At 55.8% G+C, this 19,309-nt stretch carries 18 protein-coding genes, 2 tRNA genes and 1 pseudogene; 10 read left to right on the forward strand and 11 right to left on the reverse strand.

The window, feature by feature from the left end:
- Positions 1-57: 57 nt before the first annotated feature.
- The 3 genes from EXW94_RS00940 to EXW94_RS00950 all read right to left on the reverse strand — a co-directional run bounded on the left by EXW94_RS00940 (position 58) and on the right by EXW94_RS00950 (position 4,069).
- The gene (locus EXW94_RS00940; protein WP_174339308.1) at positions 58-1,659 is read right to left on the reverse strand and encodes a glycoside hydrolase family 43 protein; all 1,602 of its coding nucleotides are present in this window, start codon (positions 1,657-1,659) and stop codon (positions 58-60) included.
- A gap of 35 nt (positions 1,660-1,694) precedes the next feature.
- The gene (locus tag EXW94_RS00945; RefSeq protein ID WP_174339309.1) at positions 1,695-3,008 is read right to left on the reverse strand and encodes a glycoside-pentoside-hexuronide (GPH):cation symporter; all 1,314 of its coding nucleotides are present in this window, start codon (positions 3,006-3,008) and stop codon (positions 1,695-1,697) included.
- 173 nt (positions 3,009-3,181) lie between these two features.
- Positions 3,182-4,069, reverse strand: coding sequence for an AraC family transcriptional regulator (locus EXW94_RS00950; protein ID WP_089598382.1), 888 nt, complete (start codon positions 4,067-4,069; stop codon positions 3,182-3,184).
- A gap of 144 nt (positions 4,070-4,213) precedes the next feature.
- Here EXW94_RS00950 and yccX point away from each other — a divergent pair, with 144 nt between their 5' ends.
- Complete coding sequence (yccX, locus tag EXW94_RS00955; protein WP_174339310.1) at positions 4,214-4,495, forward strand: acylphosphatase; 282 nt, start codon at positions 4,214-4,216, stop codon at positions 4,493-4,495.
- Here the strand turns inward: yccX and tusE are convergent.
- Both tusE and yccA read right to left on the reverse strand, forming a co-directional pair.
- Positions 4,492-4,821 (reverse strand): sulfurtransferase TusE, encoded by a 330-nt coding sequence (gene tusE / locus EXW94_RS00960; protein ID WP_010429378.1) that lies wholly within the window; start codon positions 4,819-4,821, stop codon positions 4,492-4,494. The two genes, yccX and tusE, sit on opposite strands and share 4 nt — an antisense overlap.
- Positions 4,822-4,909: 88 nt before the next feature.
- Complete coding sequence (yccA, locus tag EXW94_RS00965) at positions 4,910-5,569, reverse strand: FtsH protease modulator YccA (RefSeq protein ID WP_108416034.1); 660 nt, start codon at positions 5,567-5,569, stop codon at positions 4,910-4,912.
- A gap of 269 nt (positions 5,570-5,838) precedes the next feature.
- Here yccA and EXW94_RS00970 point away from each other — a divergent pair, with 269 nt between their 5' ends.
- From EXW94_RS00970 to EXW94_RS00980, 3 genes are all read left to right on the forward strand, one after another.
- Complete coding sequence (locus EXW94_RS00970) at positions 5,839-7,467, forward strand: ABC transporter substrate-binding protein (protein ID WP_120158494.1); 1,629 nt, start codon at positions 5,839-5,841, stop codon at positions 7,465-7,467.
- Between the two features lie 144 nt (positions 7,468-7,611).
- Positions 7,612-7,699: transfer RNA gene (locus tag EXW94_RS00975), tRNA-Ser, on the forward strand.
- Positions 7,700-7,989: 290 nt separating this feature from the next.
- Positions 7,990-8,247, forward strand: a complete 258-nt coding sequence (locus EXW94_RS00980; protein WP_028019199.1) for a YjhX family toxin — start codon at positions 7,990-7,992, stop codon at positions 8,245-8,247.
- Between the two features lie 92 nt (positions 8,248-8,339).
- Here EXW94_RS00980 and EXW94_RS00985 read toward each other — a convergent pair whose 3' ends face one another.
- Positions 8,340-9,176, reverse strand: coding sequence for an alpha/beta fold hydrolase (locus EXW94_RS00985; protein ID WP_174339311.1), 837 nt, complete (start codon positions 9,174-9,176; stop codon positions 8,340-8,342).
- Between the two features lie 297 nt (positions 9,177-9,473).
- On the opposite strand from EXW94_RS00985, the gene EXW94_RS00990 reads away from it, so the two are divergent.
- Positions 9,474-9,561 (forward strand) — tRNA-Ser (locus EXW94_RS00990).
- Positions 9,562-9,605: 44 nt separating this feature from the next.
- Here EXW94_RS00990 and EXW94_RS00995 read toward each other — a convergent pair.
- From EXW94_RS00995 to hpxO, 3 genes are read right to left on the reverse strand one after another with little or no spacing between them, the layout of a single operon-like run.
- Positions 9,606-10,541 (reverse strand): PDR/VanB family oxidoreductase, encoded by a 936-nt coding sequence (locus tag EXW94_RS00995; RefSeq protein WP_254797800.1) that lies wholly within the window; start codon positions 10,539-10,541, stop codon positions 9,606-9,608.
- Positions 10,542-10,552: 11 nt separating this feature from the next.
- On the reverse strand, positions 10,553-11,587 hold the full coding sequence (hpxD, locus tag EXW94_RS01000; protein ID WP_120158497.1) for a molybdenum cofactor-independent xanthine hydroxylase subunit HpxD: 1,035 nt from the start codon (positions 11,585-11,587) through the stop codon (positions 10,553-10,555).
- A gap of 17 nt (positions 11,588-11,604) precedes the next feature.
- Positions 11,605-12,759 carry an FAD-dependent urate hydroxylase HpxO gene (hpxO, locus tag EXW94_RS01005; RefSeq protein ID WP_174339313.1) on the reverse strand — a complete coding sequence of 385 codons (1,155 nt, stop codon included), beginning with the start codon at positions 12,757-12,759 and terminating at the stop codon, positions 11,605-11,607.
- Positions 12,760-12,998: 239 nt separating this feature from the next.
- Between hpxO and uraD the strand changes: the two genes are divergently transcribed.
- Both uraD and uraH read left to right on the forward strand, forming a co-directional pair.
- A complete protein-coding gene (gene uraD / locus EXW94_RS01010; RefSeq protein ID WP_174339918.1) occupies positions 12,999-13,499 on the forward strand; it encodes a 2-oxo-4-hydroxy-4-carboxy-5-ureidoimidazoline decarboxylase in 501 nt (166 codons plus the stop codon).
- The gene (gene uraH / locus EXW94_RS01015; protein WP_042718743.1) at positions 13,496-13,819 is read left to right on the forward strand and encodes a hydroxyisourate hydrolase; all 324 of its coding nucleotides are present in this window, start codon (positions 13,496-13,498) and stop codon (positions 13,817-13,819) included. Before uraD ends, uraH begins: the two co-directional genes overlap by 4 nt.
- Here uraH and guaD read toward each other — a convergent pair.
- Together guaD and EXW94_RS01025 are read right to left on the reverse strand one after the other, a co-directional pair.
- A complete protein-coding gene (gene guaD, locus EXW94_RS01020) occupies positions 13,799-15,115 on the reverse strand; it encodes a guanine deaminase (RefSeq protein ID WP_174339314.1) in 1,317 nt (438 codons plus the stop codon). The genes uraH and guaD overlap by 21 nt on opposite strands.
- Positions 15,116-15,219: 104 nt before the next feature.
- On the reverse strand, positions 15,220-16,716 hold the full coding sequence (locus EXW94_RS01025; protein ID WP_023335187.1) for an NCS1 family nucleobase:cation symporter-1: 1,497 nt from the start codon (positions 16,714-16,716) through the stop codon (positions 15,220-15,222).
- Between the two features lie 144 nt (positions 16,717-16,860).
- Here EXW94_RS01025 and EXW94_RS01030 point away from each other — a divergent pair, with 144 nt between their 5' ends.
- From EXW94_RS01030 to puuE, 3 genes and pseudogenes are all read left to right on the forward strand, one after another.
- Positions 16,861-17,577, forward strand: a complete 717-nt coding sequence (locus EXW94_RS01030; protein WP_174339315.1) for a GntR family transcriptional regulator — start codon at positions 16,861-16,863, stop codon at positions 17,575-17,577.
- A pseudogene (hpxA, locus tag EXW94_RS01035) lies at positions 17,577-18,453 on the forward strand (allantoin racemase). Before EXW94_RS01030 ends, hpxA begins: the two are co-directional and overlap by 1 nt.
- Positions 18,371-19,270 carry an allantoinase PuuE gene (puuE, locus tag EXW94_RS01040; RefSeq protein ID WP_254797810.1) on the forward strand — a complete coding sequence of 300 codons (900 nt, stop codon included), beginning with the start codon at positions 18,371-18,373 and terminating at the stop codon, positions 19,268-19,270. Before hpxA ends, puuE begins: the two are co-directional and overlap by 83 nt.
- Positions 19,271-19,309: the final 39 nt, after the last annotated feature.

The following is a 19,309-nucleotide window of genomic DNA, read 5'->3' on the forward strand; positions in this document are numbered from 1 at the left end:
GTAGAGTAGCACAGAAGGCCAGTGGCAATCATCTGCGGACACTCTGCGCGCCCTTAACTAAAAATCTTCCGGGAAATAGGCAAAGTAGTCAAAATCGGCCGGGATATGTTCGCCCGTGAAATCCTGACAGCACATCCCGACAAAGGCACCGGTGAAGCGCTCTATGCCACGTTCCTTAAAATATTCATCGGACAGTTTGCTGTATTCAACATAACCCCCAATCGGGAACCATTTTTTTTCATCGAGTGAATAGTAAAAAAGAGCACCATCATCTTTGACGCAGACTCTGAGGTAAACCAGACCTTCTGCGGCAATTTTTACCCCTTCTCCTGTCGGTAAGGAGAATCGGTTCAGGTCATTAACCATCAAATTGACCGTCCGTTCTCCCGCGTCGTTACAGGATATGTTCAGATAAACGTAGTTGGTGGTGTCGTAAAAGCAGACCAGCCCGGCCATCTGCTGGAAAGAGTGAGGCTTAAAATCTACGCATGTCTGAGCGGTATATATAAAATCGGTTTGTCTTCTTGCCAGCAGGCTTTGATAGTGCTGTGAACTCAGGGATTCATAACCCCGCAACCGTAACCATCCGCGCCTTTCCGTAAGCGTGCACATTTCCTCGCTTAAGGGGATGCGTAACGACTGGTAGTGAAGGGGCAGCTCCGGCGTATCGAACTCATCCCGGGCAGGCGGCGTTGGCCACGGACGTTCTTTCAGGCGCGTCTGCACCGTTAATTCTGGCGTAATGCTGTTATTTGTTAAGCGCAGCCAGCCATCCTCCGTCCAGTAAACCTGCTGAATAGCGGTTTCTCGACCCATCGGGCTGCGTCCTTTTGAGGGCAACGGTTGCCCGCATAAATGCACAATAAACCATTCGCCCAGACCGTTATCAAAAAGATCCGCATGGCCGACGCGCTGTAAAGGTAAACGGCAATCAAAGCGAGATGTCATCATTTGCCCGATGGGATCGGTTTCGTAGGGGCCAAACAGATGCCGGGAGCGCGCCAGCGTGACGCCATGGTTATAAAACGTCCCGCCTTCAGCCACTAACAAATAGAACCAGCCGTTCAACTCATAAATGTGTGGCCCTTCGGTGATGCCCAACGCGGTACCGGCGAAAATTTTACGGCACTCGCCGGTTAAGCGACTCTTCTGCTCATCGTATTGTTGGATGATAATGCCATTCCATTTCGGGAATCCTGCCTCCCCGCCGTCCCTGTAGCTCATCTCCATGCTCACAAGCCATTTCGTACCGTCACTGTGGTGGAACAGTGAGGGATCAATCCCTCTGCTATTGAGATACGTTGGCTCAGACCATTCACCTTCGATATCGTCCGTGGTCACGATAAAGTTATTCGGGTCCCAGAAACGTCCGGTCACGTTTTTGACATCGGTATAAATGAGATAAAATTTTCCGGCATTGTAGCTGAGGCATGGTGCATAGATTCCGCCGGAATTCGGATTCCCGCGCATGTTCAACTGACTTTTCCGCTTCAGGGGATGAGAAATCAGCCGCCAGTTTTTGAGATCGTATGATTTATACAAACAAATACCTGGAAACCATTCAAATGTCGATGTTGCTAAGTAATACGCCTCACCCACTCTTATAATGGAGGGGTCCGGATTAAAACCTGGGATAATGGGGTTAGTTATTATGGTCATCTTCGATTCCTGTTATGAAAATAGCGGTGGTAACGTCAGGCCTGTAACGCATTATGGGTCCGGTATTGCCTCATGATGAGGTACATCATGAAGACAAAAGCAGCGGGAATAAGCGTAAAGATAAGCCGCACAATCAGAATGGCGAGATCGGTTTGGATCGCAGCACTGCCCACATAGCCGCCAACGGTGAGCAGCCAGCCAATGATGGCACCGCCAACCGCAATGCCAATTTTTATAGCGAAAAGATTGGTTGAGAAAACTAAGCCACTCAGCGAAATGTTTGACTGTTTTTCAACGTTATCAATGATGTCACTGAGCAGGCTCCATTGCAGGGGGGCAGAACTGGCGTCGATGAAATGAATCAGACAGATCACCAGGCAAACCGGCAGGACGTATTCTGCAGGAATGGCGAAAAGAATAATTAAGATAATGGCTTGTATAATTAACGAAACTTTATATGACAATACCCGGTCATAATTTTTATATAATAGCGTTGTCGACAATGCGCCCAGAAATCGGGTGCAGAGAATAATAATAAGCACAAGCCCCACTAAATCGGGCCTTTTCAGATAGTAGCTAACGAAATAAATGGCTCCGCCCGTTTTCAGGATGCCAGCGATAAGGCTTGCAATATTGAGGCTGAAAATACAGCGCCAGTTATGATCTTTCACCACGACAGTCAGATCATCATAGATACCACGAAAGTTACGTTTTTTATCCACCGCTTTCGTGTAATGTTCCCTGGTCATGGCAAAGCAACAGTAAAACATGATAGTGCTGATCGCCCCCATAATCACCATCGCCAGAAAATAGCCTTTCTGTAGATCGCCTTCACCCAAAATTTTGGTTAACGGTAGCGCCACGACGGAAACAATAATCCCTCCTAAAGCAGCGAAGGCAAAACGATAAGACTGCATTGAAACCCGTTCTTTTGCATCACTGGAAATGTTATTAATCAGCGCGCAGTAGGGAACGTTAACGAGGGAATAAAAAAGCGAGAGGGCAGTATAAGACACATACGCATAGACAATTTTGGCCGACTCGCCAAAATCGGGTGTATAAAACGTCAGGGCACCAAAAATACCGAAGGGCAGCGAGAACCAGAGGAGATAAGGTCTGAACTGACCGTACCGGGTCTGAGTATGGTCGGCCAGATAGCCAATGTACACGTCGGCAATGGCATCAAACGCTCTGACGACCAGGAACATGGTCCCCATATGAAAAGCGCTTAGCCCGTAGATATCTGTATAAAAGTAGGCCATGAAAAGCATTATCGTTTGCCAGATAATATTGGACGCACCATCACCTAACCCATAACCAATCTTTTCTTTGAATCCTATTTTTCTCATAATAAATACCTTTTAATCAGGATGAGTACGAATCCGAAATGAGTGGCCAGTCTCAGGTTAAAAGATAAATATTAAGAGCATAAAAAAATGTATGAGAAAGATGCTTTTATATAATTTTTTTGCGCAGGTAGATTTGTGCCGATCACAGTTTTATCAACGACGCGGTTTTACGCTTAAAGCTGCACGTTATGACCGGTTTTTAACTGTTCTGATGTCAGATTGCTGTTCCTGAATTTTTTAGGTGTAACGCCGATAACCCTTCTGAACTGGAAGCAATAGTACGCAGCATCTGTAAACTCACATTTGTAAGCAATGTCGGTGATGCTAAGTTCTGTATTACGCAACAGTTGTATTGACAGGGCGATTTTCTTTCGCAGAAGATATTCCTTGAAACTCACCTGCATAATTTTTTTAAACGTTCTGGAAAAATGACTGGGTGAGAGTCCGACCGATTCAGCGGCTTCGTTCAAACTCATCGTAAATGAGGTTTGCGTTTCCAGGTTGATCACAAAAGAGATAATAACCGCAAAGATGGATTGATGATCCGTCTCTGTGGCGATTTTGGTTGCGTTTTCGGCATGCTGCAGAACGGTGCTGAGTAACAAAATCATTAACGGCTTAATTTCTTTTTCAGAATAGGCCGTCTCATTGACTTCTGAGAACCATTTGAAAATAAATTGTAATCTTTCTGCATCCTTTTCCTCCAGGCAGGAAACGACACCCGTATGTGATTCCAGGGCGGGTACTGGATATTTCAGATTGCTGAGCGCAGTATGATCATATTGTAAGATAAAACGTTCATGGTCTGCCGTAAAATCCAGTTCCATATCATGCAGCGTGAGTGGGCTGACATAGACAAGCGTATTATTCTGGAGAGCGAATTTTTCACGGCCAATACTATAGCTGCCTCTGGCTTTGTAAAACCACATTATTTCATGTTCGAGATGCATATGTGGCTTGATGTACATTCCACCTTCCGGCACTTTTTCCTGTGCGCGTAATATGTAATTTAACCCGGCTTTCGTTTCCAGCTTCTCAAAGAAATAATCTGATGGTGGCATAGGTTTTTCCTAAAATTCATCTGTTTATCCTGTTATTTTGATACCATATTTTGAGACGATTTAAAAACCGGCATAATTTGCTATTCTTTGAATTCGAATAGAAAGAGGGGCGGGCTGCGCTCCGGACGGATAAGGAGAATAACGATGTCAAACGTGTGCACCATCGCCTGGGTTTACGGCGTCGTTCAGGGTGTCGGCTTCCGTTACAGTACCCAGCGCGAAGCCGTACAGCTAGGGTTAACGGGATATGCACGTAATATGGACGACGGCAGCGTAGAGGTACTGGCCTGTGGTGAAGAAGAACAGGTTGAGAAGCTGGTGGCGTGGCTGAGAGCGGGCGGGCCGCGAAGTGCGCGGGTTGATAAGGTTTTAACGGAACCGCATCAACCCGGTCGGGAGTACGTTAACTTCGGTATTCGCTATTAAATGCACTTCACCGGCTTAGGCAGGCCAGCAATCTTTGTTGCCTGTTTTGCCGGGCCTTTTGGAAACAGGCGATACAGATAACGGCTGTTACCTTTCTCTTCGCCGAATTTATTGGCCATGGCTTTGACCAGCATACGAATAGCCGGAGAGGTGTTGAATTCGAGATAGAACTCGCGCACAAAACGCACCACTTCCCAGTGTTCGGGGGAAAGGACGATACCCTCTTTCTCCGCAATCACCGCTGCCAGCGCTTCGCTCCACTGGCCACTCTCTTTGAGATAACCGTCGTTATCGGTCTCGATCTCTTTGCCTTCAAAACTCAACATAATCATTCACGCATCAGTCAAAAACCGCAGCAGTGTATCAAAAAACAAAGCCCCGCATAAGCGGGGCCAGGTTTACATTGCTGTAGCTTTAATCGCGGCTGGCGAAGCCCAGAATGCTCAGCAGGCTGACGAAGATGTTATACAGCGACACGTACAGGCTCACGGTAGCGCGGATATAGTTCGTCTCACCACCGCGAATGATGTTGCTGGTTTCAAACAGGATCGCACCTGAAGAAATCAGAATAAACACGGCGCTAATTGCCAGGTGCAGGGCAGGCAGCTGCAGGAAGATGTTTGCCACCATACCCACCAGCACGACCACGATACCCGCCATCAGCATACCGCCGAGGAAGGACATGTCCTTACGGGTAGTGAGTACGTAGGCCGAACAGCAGAAGAACACCAGTGCCGTACCGCCCAGCGCCATACCGATAAGGTCGCCCATACCGGCAGACAGATACGCATTCAGCATCGGCCCCAGGATGTAGCCCAGGAAGCCAGTGAAGGCAAACGCAGACAGAATACCAACCGGTTTGTCAGCGGTTTTGTAGGTCAGGAACATCAGACCATACATCCCCACCAGCGTCAGGATCAGCCCCGGAGACGGCAGCATCAGCACGGTGCTGGCGGTGGCGGTGATCGCCGAAAACGCCAGCGTCAGGCTAAGCATGAAATAGGTATTGCGCAGCACCTTATGGGTACTGAGTAGCGATGTGCGGTCGCGTGAAGATGTAATTATACGATCCATGAGTCACTCTCTTATGACAGATGTAATTAACGGCAAGAATAGGAAACGGCGCGCCAGTCTCAAAGTGGTTTTACCCATCTTTACTCAGCACGTTAGCGCTGATGCTGGTTATTTCTTCTGCGAAAATCATTTCCTACAGGATGAACAGCGGATTACGAATTTTATTCAGATCAACCTCTTATAGGTTACTGAAAAATATTGCCTTATTTCAATGCGGGCGCTAAGAGTTATTCCCGGATCGTCATAAAACAGACAATAAGGCGAAGGACATGAAACCACAAACACGCACTAACTTTACACTCTCGTTGTTAACCGCGGCCATACTGTGCACCAGCACGGCAAGCTGGGCGGCTAACGTGCCGGCAGGAACGCAACTGGCAGAGAAGCAGGAACTGGTCAGGAACAACGGCAGTGAACCCTCATCGCTTGACCCGCATAAAGTCGAAAGCGATGTCGAATTCAATATTATCAGCGATTTATTCGAAGGGCTGGTCAGCGTTTCTCCGAACGGTGAGATCCAGCCGCGGCTGGCGGAGAAATGGGAGAACAAAAACAATACCGTCTGGACGTTCCATCTGCGTCCTGGCATCACCTGGAGCGACGGCACCGCCATTACTGCAGAAGATGTGGTCTGGAGCTGGCAGCGTCTGGTCGACCCTAAAACCGCTTCGCCGTACGCCAGCTATCCGGGCAACATGCACATCATCAACGCCGCAGAGATTGCGCAGGGTAAACAAGCGCCCGATAAACTGGGCGTGAAAGCCATCAACGACACTACGCTTGAAGTCACGCTCACCCAGCCAAATGCCGCTTTCCTGGCGATGCTGGCGCACCCGTCGCTGGTGCCGGTGGATAAAGTGCTGATTGGGCGTTTCGGTGATAAATGGACCAAACCCGAGCATTTCGTCAGCAGCGGTGCTTATAAACTGTCGCAGTGGGTGGTCAACGAGCGCATTGTGGCCGAGCGCAACCCGCGCTACTGGGATAACGCGCATACCGTTATCAATAAAGTGACGTACCTGCCCATCACCTCTGAAGCCGCGGATGTGAACCGCTATAAGGCCGGTGAAATCGACATCGTTTATACGGTGCCGATCAATCAGTTTGCGCAGCTCAAGAAAACGCTGGGCAGCGAACTGGATGTTTCTCCACAGCTTGCCACGTACTGGTATGAGTTCAACACCACCCGTCCACCGTTTAATGATGCCCGCGTGCGCAGGGCGCTGAACATGGCGCTGGATAAAGACATCATCGCGGAGAAAGTGTTAGGGCAGGGGCAGCGCCCGGCGTGGCTTGTCAGCCAGCCGGATATCGGCGGTATCACGCTAAAAAACCCGGATTACGCCAGCTGGCCGATGGAAAAACGCATTGCCGAAGCCAAAAAGCTTCTGGACGAAGCCGGTTTTAACGCCAGCCACCCGCTGCGCTTTAATCTGCTCTACAACACGTCTGAATCGCACCAGCGCATTGCCATCGCGGCCAGCTCAATGTGGAAGAAAAATCTCGGCGTGGAGGCGAAGCTGCAAAATCAGGAGTGGAAAACCATGCTGGATACCATGCACACCCACAACTTTGACGTGGTGCGCTACGCCTGGATTGCGGATTACGATGATGCGGCGACGTTCCTCAACAACTACCGTACCGGAGACAGTGAAAACACCAGCCAGTACAGCAATCCGGAATATGACCAGGCGTTAGTCAACGCGGCGAAAGCGAAAACGCCGGAAGAGCGCGGTAAATTCTACCAGCAGGCAGAGGATCTTTTAGGGCGTGACGTGCCTGCGATCCCGGTCTATCACTACGTGCGTACACACCTGGTGAAACCGTGGGTGGGCGGATTCACGCCGGATAAGCTGGGGTACTACTACACCAAAGATATGTACATCAAGAAGCACTAAGCCTGAACGCTGCATGTTGTGCTGAGAAAATGGCCAATGCGTTGTCAATTCAACCGATTAAACGCGTATTGGCTATTTTTAAAGCGAACGAATGCCGTGGCTCTTTACAGCACGCAGCGAGGTGTTTATAGTTCGCCTCACTTAGGAAGCGTGGCCGAGCGGTTGAAGGCACCGGTCTTGAAAACCGGCGACCCGAAAGGGTTCTAGAGTTCGAATCTCTACGCTTCCGCCAAATATAAACCCCAGGTTGCTCGTCAACCTGGGGTTTTTCTTTTGCATTGGCCGATCCGGCTCACATTTTTAAAAAACCGCTATTCCCCTATATAAAACAGGCGTTATCATTCACGCCGTAAATATCTTGCTATCTCTCACCGAGGCTTTGATGCTGGAGAATGTTTTCATCAGATAATCAGTTTCCCGCCCTTTTCAGGACGGACTGGTTATCGCTGCGCTTAAACCTTACGCACGCACCTGCAGGTGTGGGCTCGTTTTTACGCATGATGATTACACAGGTTTTCCAGTATGAATTTATCCCGTCAGGAACAACGAACCTTACACGTTCTCGCCAAAGGTGGACGTATTGTGCACGTCCGCGACAGTTCTGGCCGCGTCACGTCCGTTGAGTGCTACACCCGTGAAGGGCTGGTGCTGAGCGACTGCACGCTTAACGTCTTTAAAAAACTCCGCACTAAAAAACTGATCCGATCCGTGAACGGGCAGCCATATCGCATCAATACCACCGGGCTGAACAACGTTCGCGCCGAGCTGGATAATCGTTAAACGGAATAAACAACGCCACCCTTGGGTGGCGTTGGCCTACGGTGGATCGTGCGAAATATAGGCCGACCCGGCAAAAACAAGAAAGGTGACGTCTAAGAGCGGATAAAGGCCAGAATGTCCGCGTTGATCGTATCCGCATGGGTGGTATGCATCCCGTGTGGGAAGCCCGGATAAACTTTCAGTACGCTGTTCGCCAGCAGCTTGTCCTGCAGTAGAGAGGCATTTTTATACGGCACGACCTGATCGTCGTCGCCCTGCAGCACCAGTACGGGAACCTTGATGGCTTTTAAATCCTCCGTCTGGTCGGTCTCTGAAAACGCCTTAATTCCCTCATAGTGAGCCTTGGCACTGCCGATCATTCCCTGGCGCCACCAGTTCTGAATGGTGCCCTGCGAAACGTCGGCCCCGTCCCGATTAAAGCCGTAGAAAGGACCGCTGGCGACGTCGAGGTAAAACTGGGCGCGGTTAGCCGCCAGCGCTTTGCGGAAGCCGTCGAAAACCTCGATGGGCGTCCCGCCGGGGTTAGCGTCCGTTTTTACCATCAGAGGCGGGACGGCGCTGACGAGCACCGCTTTGGCGACGCGCCCCTGCGGTTGTCCGTACTGTGCAACGTAGCGGGCGACCTGGCCGCCGCCGGTGGAGTGGCCGACGTGCACGGCGTTGCGCAGGTCCAGGCTTTCAACCACGGCCGACGCATCGGAGGCATAATGATCCATATCGTGGCCTTCACTCACCTGATCCGAACGCCCATGACCGCGACGGTCGATAGCGATAACGCGATAGCCTTCCGCAAGGAAGAAGAGCATCTGGTTATCCCAGTCATCGGCACTTAAAGGCCAGCCGTGGTGGAAAACAATGGGTTGCGCCTCTTTTGACCCCCAGTCTTTGTAGAAAATGTTGACGCCGTCTTTCGTTGTTACGAATGCCATACCGCAAACTCCTCAGTTAAAGGCAACATGATCGCAGGCTGAAAGGCTTGAATCCTCATCGCCCTGATTGATCCGGCTTTTTCACGTTCACCGTACCGGTAGAACCTTTAAAGTGTAGGAGAAATACCAGAAGTAGACGGTTTCATTCCCGTTAAAAGCAGCCATACGCACGCTGGCCGAGGGGGAACGGGCCTTACGTTTTACACCTCGGCTGAATGAGTTTTGCGCAGGCATAGAGAAATAGAAAAATTCCTGCTTTACAAGGCGCTAATAGGTGTTTATAGTGCGCCTCACTTTGGAAGCGTGGCCGAGCGGTTGAAGGCACCGGTCTTGAAAACCGGCGACCCGAAAGGGTTCTAGAGTTCGAATCTCTACGCTTCCGCCAAATTCGAAAACCCTGCGATAGCAATATCGCAGGGTTTTTTCGTTTTACAGCGCAATCACCAGTTCACCGGAATGGCTTCGGGAACAGCACAGCGCCACCTGCTGGTCCGGCGCGCCTTTTTCCGCCTCCGACTGCACGCTATCCCGGTGATCCACCACGCCGTCAATCACCGGCGTCAGGCACGCACCGCAAATCCCCATTTCACACGACAGCGGCACGTCTACACCGTTTTCCTGCAATACCTGGGCGATGGTTTTATCCGCAGGCACCGGCCAGCGCTCGCCGGTGGAGGCCAGTTTGACCGTGAAGATCTCGCCGGTTTCACCGCCTGCGGCAGGAGCAGCGGGCTGAAACGCCTCGCTGTGAAGATGGGCGTCATCCCATCCCTTCGCTGTGGCCACCTCACTCACTTTTTCCATAAAACCCGCAGGTCCACACACCCAGGCATGAAATCCCGCCTCCGGCACCGGAAGATGCTCACCCAGCGCAGTGCGCGGGCTGGCGGTATGAATGATGCACTCACCGCACTGCGAGAGCTCGCGCGCAAACGCCGCGCTTTCGCGGTTTTTGACGTAATAATGCAGGGTAAACGGCGTTCCGGCCCCCTTCAGCTGCAGGGCCATCGCATACAGCGGGGTAATGCCAATGCCCGCCGCCAGCAGCAAAACCCGCTCTGCCTGACCAAGCGGAAACAGATTGCGCGGGGCGGAAATCATCAGCTTCTGCCCGGGACGCAGCGTCTCGTGAACGTAGCGCGACCCGCCGCGCGAGGCTGTTTCCCGCCCCACGCAGATAAGGTAGTTCTTTTCCTCACAGGCCCCGGTCAGGGAATACTGGCGGACCACGCCGCAGGGCAGGTGGACGTCAATGTGCGCGCCGGGCTGCCACGGCGGCAGCGCTTCGCCGTCTTCAGACACCAGCCTGACGGCGAGGCTTTTGTCGCCCTCGCGCCACAGCCCGTCAACAATCACGCTCAGCATATCGGCCTCCGTCATACCAGGAAAAACTCGCCAAAGCCCATTTTTTTCAGTCCCCGACGGTAGGCTATTGAGCTTTTGTCAGCGGGAATATGGGCTTCCAGCGTCAGGTCCAGCGGCAGGCTTTCCGGACGCTGGGTTTCCACCATCAGGCGATCCTCTTCGAAGATGCGCAGGTTAAAGGCATGCACGTCTTCCACCGGAATATGCAGGTCAAGGTTGCGCGCAATAGGGGCGAACATGCGGGTGACGCGCGATGACACGGGCGACGCGGCGTTCATGATCACCAGTCTCGACTCTCCCGGAAAATGAATCGTCAGAGTGGCGGTAAACGGCAGATGCATTTCAAAATGGCGCAGCCACTGGAACCCTTCTGGCACCTGCACGGGTGAACCGGCGGGATAGTTGCTCACGGAGCTCCAGTAATCCGCCACGAAGCCGAACGGCGTCTCCTGCGGCTGATAGGCGGGCACAAGCTGATTATTGGGATCGGCAAAGGTATCAGTGTGGATCCACGCAAAGTGCGCCACGTCCAGAAACCCCTCCACCTGTCGCCCGGCGAAGCCATTCACCTCAAACGCCGGGCAGTTGATCTGCTGAAAGCCTGCGTCATCCCAGTGCGGCATGGTGGGCAGCGGCGCAGGATTGTCCGGGTCAAAGGCCAGGCAGGTCCAGATCAGGCCGAAGCGCTCCTCCACGGCGTAGTTAATCAGGTTCAGCTTCGCCGGAACGGGCTGGTCGGGGCTGGACGGAATACGGTTGCAGCGCCCGTCCTCGCCAAAGCGGAGGCCGTGGTAGGGGCAGATAATCCCGTGCTCGTCGTGAAAGCCGAGCGTCAGCGGCACGCCGCGGTGTGGGCAGACGTCACGGGCGACCACGACCTGGTCGTTAATCCGGTAAATCACCAGCTGTTCATCCAGCAGGGTCGCTTTGACCGGTGCCGGACCGACGTCGCAGGCGCGCGCGACCGGATGCCAGCATTTCGCCAGGCGCAGCCAGTCCTCTGGTTCAAACGTGCAGTGGGCGGGTGGAGTCGGTTCTCTTTTCATCGTTATCCCTCTTACGTTCAGCCTAACGGGCCGCCCTGAATGGTCTCGCACAGACCGTTGATGATGCGCTCGCCGGTCTCCTCTTTGAGCTCCTGATACCAGGCCTGCGTCAACGCCATGTCTTTCCCGTGGGTGACGTCGCAGCGTTTACGTGCCTTTAGCACCAGGTCGCGCACCCGGTCGCAGCGCAGTGCTTCGTACTGCCGCAGCGCCAGCGTAATGCTGTGGTTTTCACGCAGGCATTCCCCCAGCACCACGGCATCTTCCATCGCCGCACAGCCACCCTGGCCGATATCCGGCGTGGTGCTGTGCGCGGCATCGCCGAGCAGCGCGACGTTGCCGCGCACCAGGCTGTCGAACGGCTCGATGTCGTGGATCTCAATGCGGTTGGTGGTCTCGGGATCCAGCGCCGCGATAAGCGTCTGCACCGGCGGCGCCCAGCCGCGGAAGTAGCCCGTGAGATCGGCGCGCAGGGTGGTGCGATCCTCCGCCAGCCCCGCGGGCAGCGGCACGTCAAAAAAGAAGTAGAAACGACCGCCGGAGACGGGCATCAGCGACACGCGTTTACCTTCGCCAACGAAGGTGGTCCACTGGTGCGCCGGGGCTATCTCTTCATCAATCTTCACCAGCCCGTTCCAGTTCACGTACCCGGCGTAGCGGCGCTCCGGGGTGTAGCCCAGCACGTACGGACGAACCGCCGAGTGGCTGCCGTCGGCGGCAATCAGAAAATCGCCTGTTGCCGTGCTGCCATCGGTAAAGGTCACGCTCACGCCCGCGTCGTCTTCCTGAACGTGTTCCACACGCTTGCCGAACTGCACCCTGTCGCGACCCCAGAAGTCCAGCATTTCGCGCTGGAGTTCAGCGCGCGAGACGGGGCAGGGACGCCCGCCGGTACGCTCAACCAGCGGGGCAAGGCTAAAGCGGGTCAGGGTCTCGCCGCGCCGGTAATCCTTGTAGGCCATAAAACGCATCGGACCGCCGTACGTCTCGATGATGTCGCCCATGCCGAGGTGCTGCATGCATTTCACGCCGTTAGGCCAGATGGAGATGGCCGCCCCGACGGGCCTGATCTCTTTTACGGCTTCAAACACGGTACAGTCGATGCCCGCTTTCTTCAGCGCGACGGCGGCGCTCAGGCCGCCAATTCCCGCACCAATAACGATTGCTTTCATGCTTCTCTCCTTTTGCAGGGTGTAAAAACAGTCAGCAATTTGCGTACCAGGCTGCAAAGTGGCGAAAACGGCGTTGTGAGCGGTGAGTTTGCACTGCTAAGGTGCGCAAACGCGGTGAAGGTGCCTTTTTATGAATCAATAATTTCCTGTTGAGCTCTACGGAATCGACTGTTTCACGCCTGCGCTCAGAATGGCGTGGTTTGTGCAAGAACCCGGAGGATGACAATAAAGGAGACGCTATGATCGCACTGCACGAGTTCAATCATCTTCCCCACGAAAAGGCGTTAGCGCTGATTCACCCTTGCGTGGCGCTCCCCGGCTGGGCCAACGCGCTGGCTCTGGGGCGGCCCTACGCCAACCGGGACGAATTGTTCAGTACGGCAAACGCGCTGACGCAAGCCTGGGACGACGCGGCGCTGGCGCAGGCCCTGAGCGCCCATCCACGCATCGGGGAAAAGCCGGCGGGCTCACAGGCAGAGGCGGCGCTGTCGCGCCAGGAGCAGGGCGCGGTGAATGACCGCGATGCCGCCCTTGCCCAGGCGCTGCGCGAGGGGAATGCCCGCTACGAGGCCCGCTTCGGGCGCGTCTTTCTGATCCGCGCGAAGGACCGCAGCGGCGAAGACATTTTACATGCGCTGCACGCGCGGCTTGAAAACAGCGATGCGCAGGAAGTACTGGCCGCGCTGGAACAGCTGCGGGAAATTACGTTACTACGTCTGGAAGGAGTCATTAGCGAATGAGCACACTCAGCACCCATATTCTGGATATCTCGACGGGCCAACCCGCAGAGGGCGTGACGGTTCATCTTGAACGGGAGGGCGAAATCATGGCGACGGGCGTGACCAACGTAAAGGGTCGCATCACCGAATTTGTCCCTTTCCTGCCAAAAGGCCGCTATCGGCTGGTGGCGGAGATCGGCGCGTGGTTTAGCGAAACAGGTCGCGACACGCTCTACCCCTGCGCGCAAATTGATTTTGTGACGGGAGAAACGGCAGGCGAGCACTTCCACCTGCCGTTTGTGATTGCGCCCGGCGGGTGGTCAACCTACCGGGGCAGTTGACCATACCCGCTCGCCGTTAACCCAGGTCTCGCTGATGTTGCGCTCGTCGCCGAGCGTCATCAGCACGAAAAGCTGCTCGTAGATATCCTGACAGCGGCGATTGCGCAGGCGCTGCAGCGGCGTTACGTCAGGGTCGATAACCACGAAATCCGCCTCTTTGCCGGGCGCGAAGTTGCCAATCTTATCGTCCAGGCGGAGGGCGTGCGCGCCGCCCAGCGTGGCATGGTAAAACGCCTCGCTGGCGCGCAGGCGGTAGCTCTGAAGCTGGCCGACCTTGTAGGCTTCCCCCAGGGTGCGCAGCATGCTGAAGGTGGTGCCTGCGCCGACGTCGGTGCCGATGCCCATCCGCACCTTGTGCTGCCAGCAGGCGGGCAGGCGAAACAGCCCACTGCCGAGAAACAGGTTCGAGGTGGGGCAAAACGCCACCGCCGAACCGGTGTCGTGCAGGCACTGCCACTCGCTGTGGTGAAGATGAATCGCGTGGGCAAACACGCTGCGCTCGCCGGTCAGGCCGTAGTGGTGATACACGTCCAGATAGCGCTCGTGCTCCGGCCAGAGGTCGCTTACCCAGGCCACTTCGTTGGGGTTTTCGCTCAGGTGGGTCTGCAGCCAGGTATCCGGGAACTCCTCTCTGAGCAGGCTGACCGCGGCAAGCAGCTCGGGGGAAGACGTTGGGGCAAAGCGCGGCGTAATGGCATAGCCCAGCCGCCCCCGGTGGTGCCAGCGCTGAATCAACTCCCGCGTCTGCCGGTAGCTCTGCTTCGCGTCTTCGCTCAGGTAGTCCGGCGTGTGCCTGTCCATCATCACCTTTCCGGCGATTAGGCGCATGTTCAGGCGCAGGGCTTCGGTAAATAGCGCCTCGACCGATTCCGGGTGCAGCGTGCAAAACACCAGCGCGGTGGTGGTGCCGTTGCTCACCAGTTGCTGAATGAAAAATTCGGCGATCTCTTTCGCGTAGGCTTCATCGGCAAACTGGCTCTCCACCGGGAAAGTGTAGGTGGTCAGCCACTCCAGCAGCTGTTCGCCAAAGGCGCCGATCATCTCCGTTTGCGGGTAATGGACGTGGGTGTCGACAAAACCGGGCAGCAGCAGCCTGCCGCGCAGGTCGGTGTAGCCCTTGTGGGGGTCAAGATACTGCTCGCCCTCCTGCCACGGCATCTGCGCCAGGATTTTCCCGCTCTGTATAAACAGCAGCCCGTCCTCAAGGTAGCGCGCGTGTTGGGCAATCGCGTCTGCGCTGTCGCAGACCTGGGCAATATCAAAAAATGCACCGCGGATCGCTGTCTGGTAATCCATCATGGTTCCTGCCTTCGTGTTTGCGTAGCGGGGTGATAAGGCGCAGCAAGAACGGTGCCAAAAAATGGACGGGCCGCAGACACGCTGCGGCCGGAAGGAGGGGATTACTCTTTTTGCGTTGCCACGCGGGAGCCGAACGACGTCGCGCCTGCCGTCTCGCGATCTTCCCGCGCCAGCCAGCGGTAGGTCACGCCGCCGAGGAAGACGCCGATGAACCAGCTGAAGTTCGCCACCTCATGCAGGGCCGGAATAAAGCTAATCACCAGGCCCACGGCCACGGACGGGATCAGCGCGCCAATGGCTTTCGGGTTAAAGCCGTTGCGGTACCAGTATTTGCCCTTTGGCGTGTCGTCGAACAGATCGTCAACCGACACCTTGCCGCGCTTAATCAGGTAGAAGTCGGCAATCAGAATGCCGAACAGCGGGCCGATAAACGCCCCGAGCACGTCCAGGGTGTAGTGGATAAGCTCCGGCGAGTTGAACAGGTTCCACGGGGTGAGCAGGATCGAGCCGACGGCGGCAATCATGCCCCCGGTGCGGAAGCTGATTTTCTGCGGCGAGCAGTTAGAGAAATCAAATGCCGGGGAGACGAAGTTCGCGACGATGTTGATCCCGATGGTGGCGGTGATCATCGTCAGCAGGCCAATCGCCACGGCCAGATCGTTGCCCACGCGGCTGACGGTCTCGATCGGGTCGGTGATCATGCGGCCAAACAGCGACTGGGTGCCGGAGACAATGACCACGGTGACGATGGAGAACAGCAGGAAGTTAAACGGCAGGCCCCAGCGGTTGCCGCGGCGGATCTCGCCCATGCTTTTGCCGTAGCGGGAGAAGTCGCCAAAGTTGAGCAGCGGGCCGGAGAAGTAAGACACCACCAGCGCGGTCGCGGTGATCATCTGCCAGGTCTGCTCGCCCGCGCTCAGGGATTTGCTGGCGAGGGTGAAGGAAATGCCGTCAAAACCGGTCTTGTATACAATCCAGCCTGCAAGGGCCAGCATCACCACGTAGACCGCCGGACCGGCGATATCAATAAAGCGCTTGATGGCGCTCATGCCGTGCCAGAAGACCATCGCCTGCAGGACCCACATAATGGCAAAGCAGATCCAGCCCAGATGCGACAGGCCCAGGAACGCGCCGGTGGTGAGCGAAGAGAGCGACGGCCAGAACTTCAGCGCCACCAGCATCAGGGCGTTGGCGGCCAGATAGGTCTGAATGCCATACCACGCGAAGGCAATCAGCCCGCGGATCACCGCCGGAATATTGGCCCCGAAAACGCCAAACGCCTGACGGCTGATCACCGCATAAGGCACGCCCGCCATCTGGCTCGGTTTGGCCACCAGGTTGGCGCACAGCTGCACGATGCAAATCCCCACCAGCAGGCAAAGCAGCACCTGCCAGCTTGCCAGCCCGAGCGTAAAGAAGCTCGCGGCGACAACATAACCCCCCATGCTGTGGACGTCCGACATCCAGAACGAAAAAATGTTGTACCAGCTCCAGTTCTGGTCACGCGTCGGTGCCAGATCCTCATTGCAAAGACGTGGGCTGTAAACCGCACCGGAATCAGCGGCCGTACCCTGCTGCGCGTTTTGACTGTTTGGCATGAAACCTGCTCCTGTGAATGAAAACCCGTTGAGTGGGAGTGCAGACGGTGTTGCAGGATCCAGGCCAAAATAATAAATCTTGTATGCAATATTTTATTTTTATGTATACGATTCGATAACGAAGAGTAAAAGACGGAGTGGTGAATGAACAACATAAACGCCCTGCAGACCGCGCCAGACCTGCATGACAAAGATGAATCCATCTTTCAGGCGCTGATGACCGCGATTGTCGAACATCAGCTGCTGCCGGGGAGCAAACTGCCGGAAGAGGCGCTGGCCGAGGTGTTTGGCGTAAGTCGCACGGGCATCCGAAAGGTGCTGCAGCGACTCGCGGCTGTGCAAATGGTCACTTTAACGCCCAAACGTGGTGCACACGTTGCCAGCCCGACGGTGGAAGAGGCGCAGCATATCTTCCGCACCCGCGCCCTGCTGGAGGTGGCCAACCTGCCGGACGTGCTGGCCCGCTGTCAGCCGCCGCACCTTGCCGCGCTGGAGGCCATTATTCATCAGGAGCAGCAGGCGCACGAGGCGTACGACGGCCCGGCGGCGATCCGCCACTCTGCCAATTTCCACATTCAGCTGCAGGCGATCTCCGGCAACCAGGTGCTGACGGAGATGGTGACCGGCCTGAGCCAGCGCTCCTCGCTGGTGATTGCCACTTGGGGCGCGCCGTGGCGGCAGGGCTGTCGCTGCAACGATCACGAACAGCTGGTGGATCTGCTGCGCCAGAAGGCGCTCCAGCCGCTCAGCGATGCCTTAATGCACCATTTTGAACATATCGTCGCCAGCCTCTGCTTCGAGCGGGCGGGCGAGTGCCTGCCTGATTTTGCCCGGCTGTTTGCCGGCCACAAGGAGTCGTAATGTCCTCTGTCTGTATACAAGTGATCAACCCTAACACCAGCCTCGCGATGACGGAAACCATCGGCGCGGCGGCCCGCGCGGTGGCGGCACCGGGGACGGAGATCCTCGCGGTCTGCCCGAGCGCGGGCGTGCCGTCTATAGAAGGCCACTTTGATGAAGCCATCGCCGCCGTGGGCGTTCTCGAACAGGTCAGGCTCGGCAGAGAGCAGGGCGTGGATGGTCACGTCATCGCCTGCTTTGGCGATCCGGGCCTGCTGGCGGCGCGCGAGCTGGCGCAGGGGCCGGTGGTAGGAATTGCGGAAGCCGCCATGCATATGGCGACGCTGGTGGCGACGCGTTTTTCGGTGGTTACCACGCTGCCACGCACGCTGATTATTGCCCGTCATCTGCTGCACCAGTATGGCTTTCAGGATCGCTGCGCGGCGCTGCACGCTATCGATCTCCCGGTGCTGGCGCTGGAGGACGGCTCCGGTCTGGCGCAGGAGAAAGTGCGCGCGCGCTGTATACAGGCGCTGAAAGAGGATGGCTGTGGCGCCATCGTGCTGGGCTGCGGCGGCATGGCGACGCTGGCGCAGGAGCTGACACGAGAGCTGCGCGTGCCGGTTATCGACGGCGTCAGCGCGGCGGTGAAGATGGTGGAATCGCTGGTGGCGCTGGGGCTGTCGACCAGCAAGCACGGGGATCTGGCCTTCCCGGAGAAAAAAGCGTTAAGCGGGCAGTTTCAGGCATTGAATCCATTTTGAAGGTGAGGGGAGACGTAATGGCGCTTTTTGAACAGGATTACCCGCGGGATCTGCGCGGTTACGCAGGCAACCCGCCGCACGCGCGGTGGCCGAATCAGGCGCGCATCGCCGTGCAGTTTGTGCTCAATTATGAGGAAGGGGCGGAAAACCACGTTCTGCACGGCGATGCCGGTTCCGAGCAATTCCTGTCGGACATCATCGGCGCGGCCAGCTACCCGGATAAACACATGTCGATGGACTCCCTCTACGAATACGGCAGCCGCGCCGGGTTCTGGCGGATCCACAATGAATTTCAAAAGCGCGGCCTGCCGCTGACGGTCTTTGGCGTGGCGATGGCGCTGGCGCGTCACCCGGAGATCGTCGAGGCAATCAAGGGCGCGGATTACGACGTGGTGAGCCACGGCTGGCGCTGGATACACTATCAGCACATGGATATCCAACAGGAGCGCGAACACCTGCATAAAGCGGTGCAGGTGTTGACCGACCTGTTCGGCAAGCCGCCAACCGGCTGGTACACCGGGCGCGACAGCCCCAACACCCGCAAGCTGGTGGTGGAGCACGGCGGTTTCGACTACGACAGCGACTACTACGGCGACGACTTACCGTTCTGGACAGAGGTGACGTGCGGCGACGGCACCCGCAAACCGCACCTGGTTGTGCCCTATACGCTGGATGCGAACGACATGCGCTTCGCGACCGCGCAGGGGTTTAACACCGCCGAGCAGTTTTATACCTATCTGAAGGACAGTTTTGACGTGCTGTACGAAGAGGGGGAAAGCGCGCCGAAGATGATGTCCATCGGCATGCACTGCCGCCTGCTCGGGCGGCCGGGGCGTTTTCGCGCGCTGCAACGGTTCCTGGATTACGTGCAGCAGCACGAGCGGGTGTGGGTCTGTACCCGCCAGCAGATTGCGGACCACTGGCGGGAGGTGCATCCGTTTCAGAAATAATTGTGCCGTGTTTTGCCGGGTGGCTGCGCCTTACCCGGC

Origin of the sequence: Enterobacter sp. JMULE2, from assembly GCF_013337145.1 — a bacterium.
Lineage (GTDB): Bacteria > Pseudomonadota > Gammaproteobacteria > Enterobacterales > Enterobacteriaceae > Enterobacter > Enterobacter mori.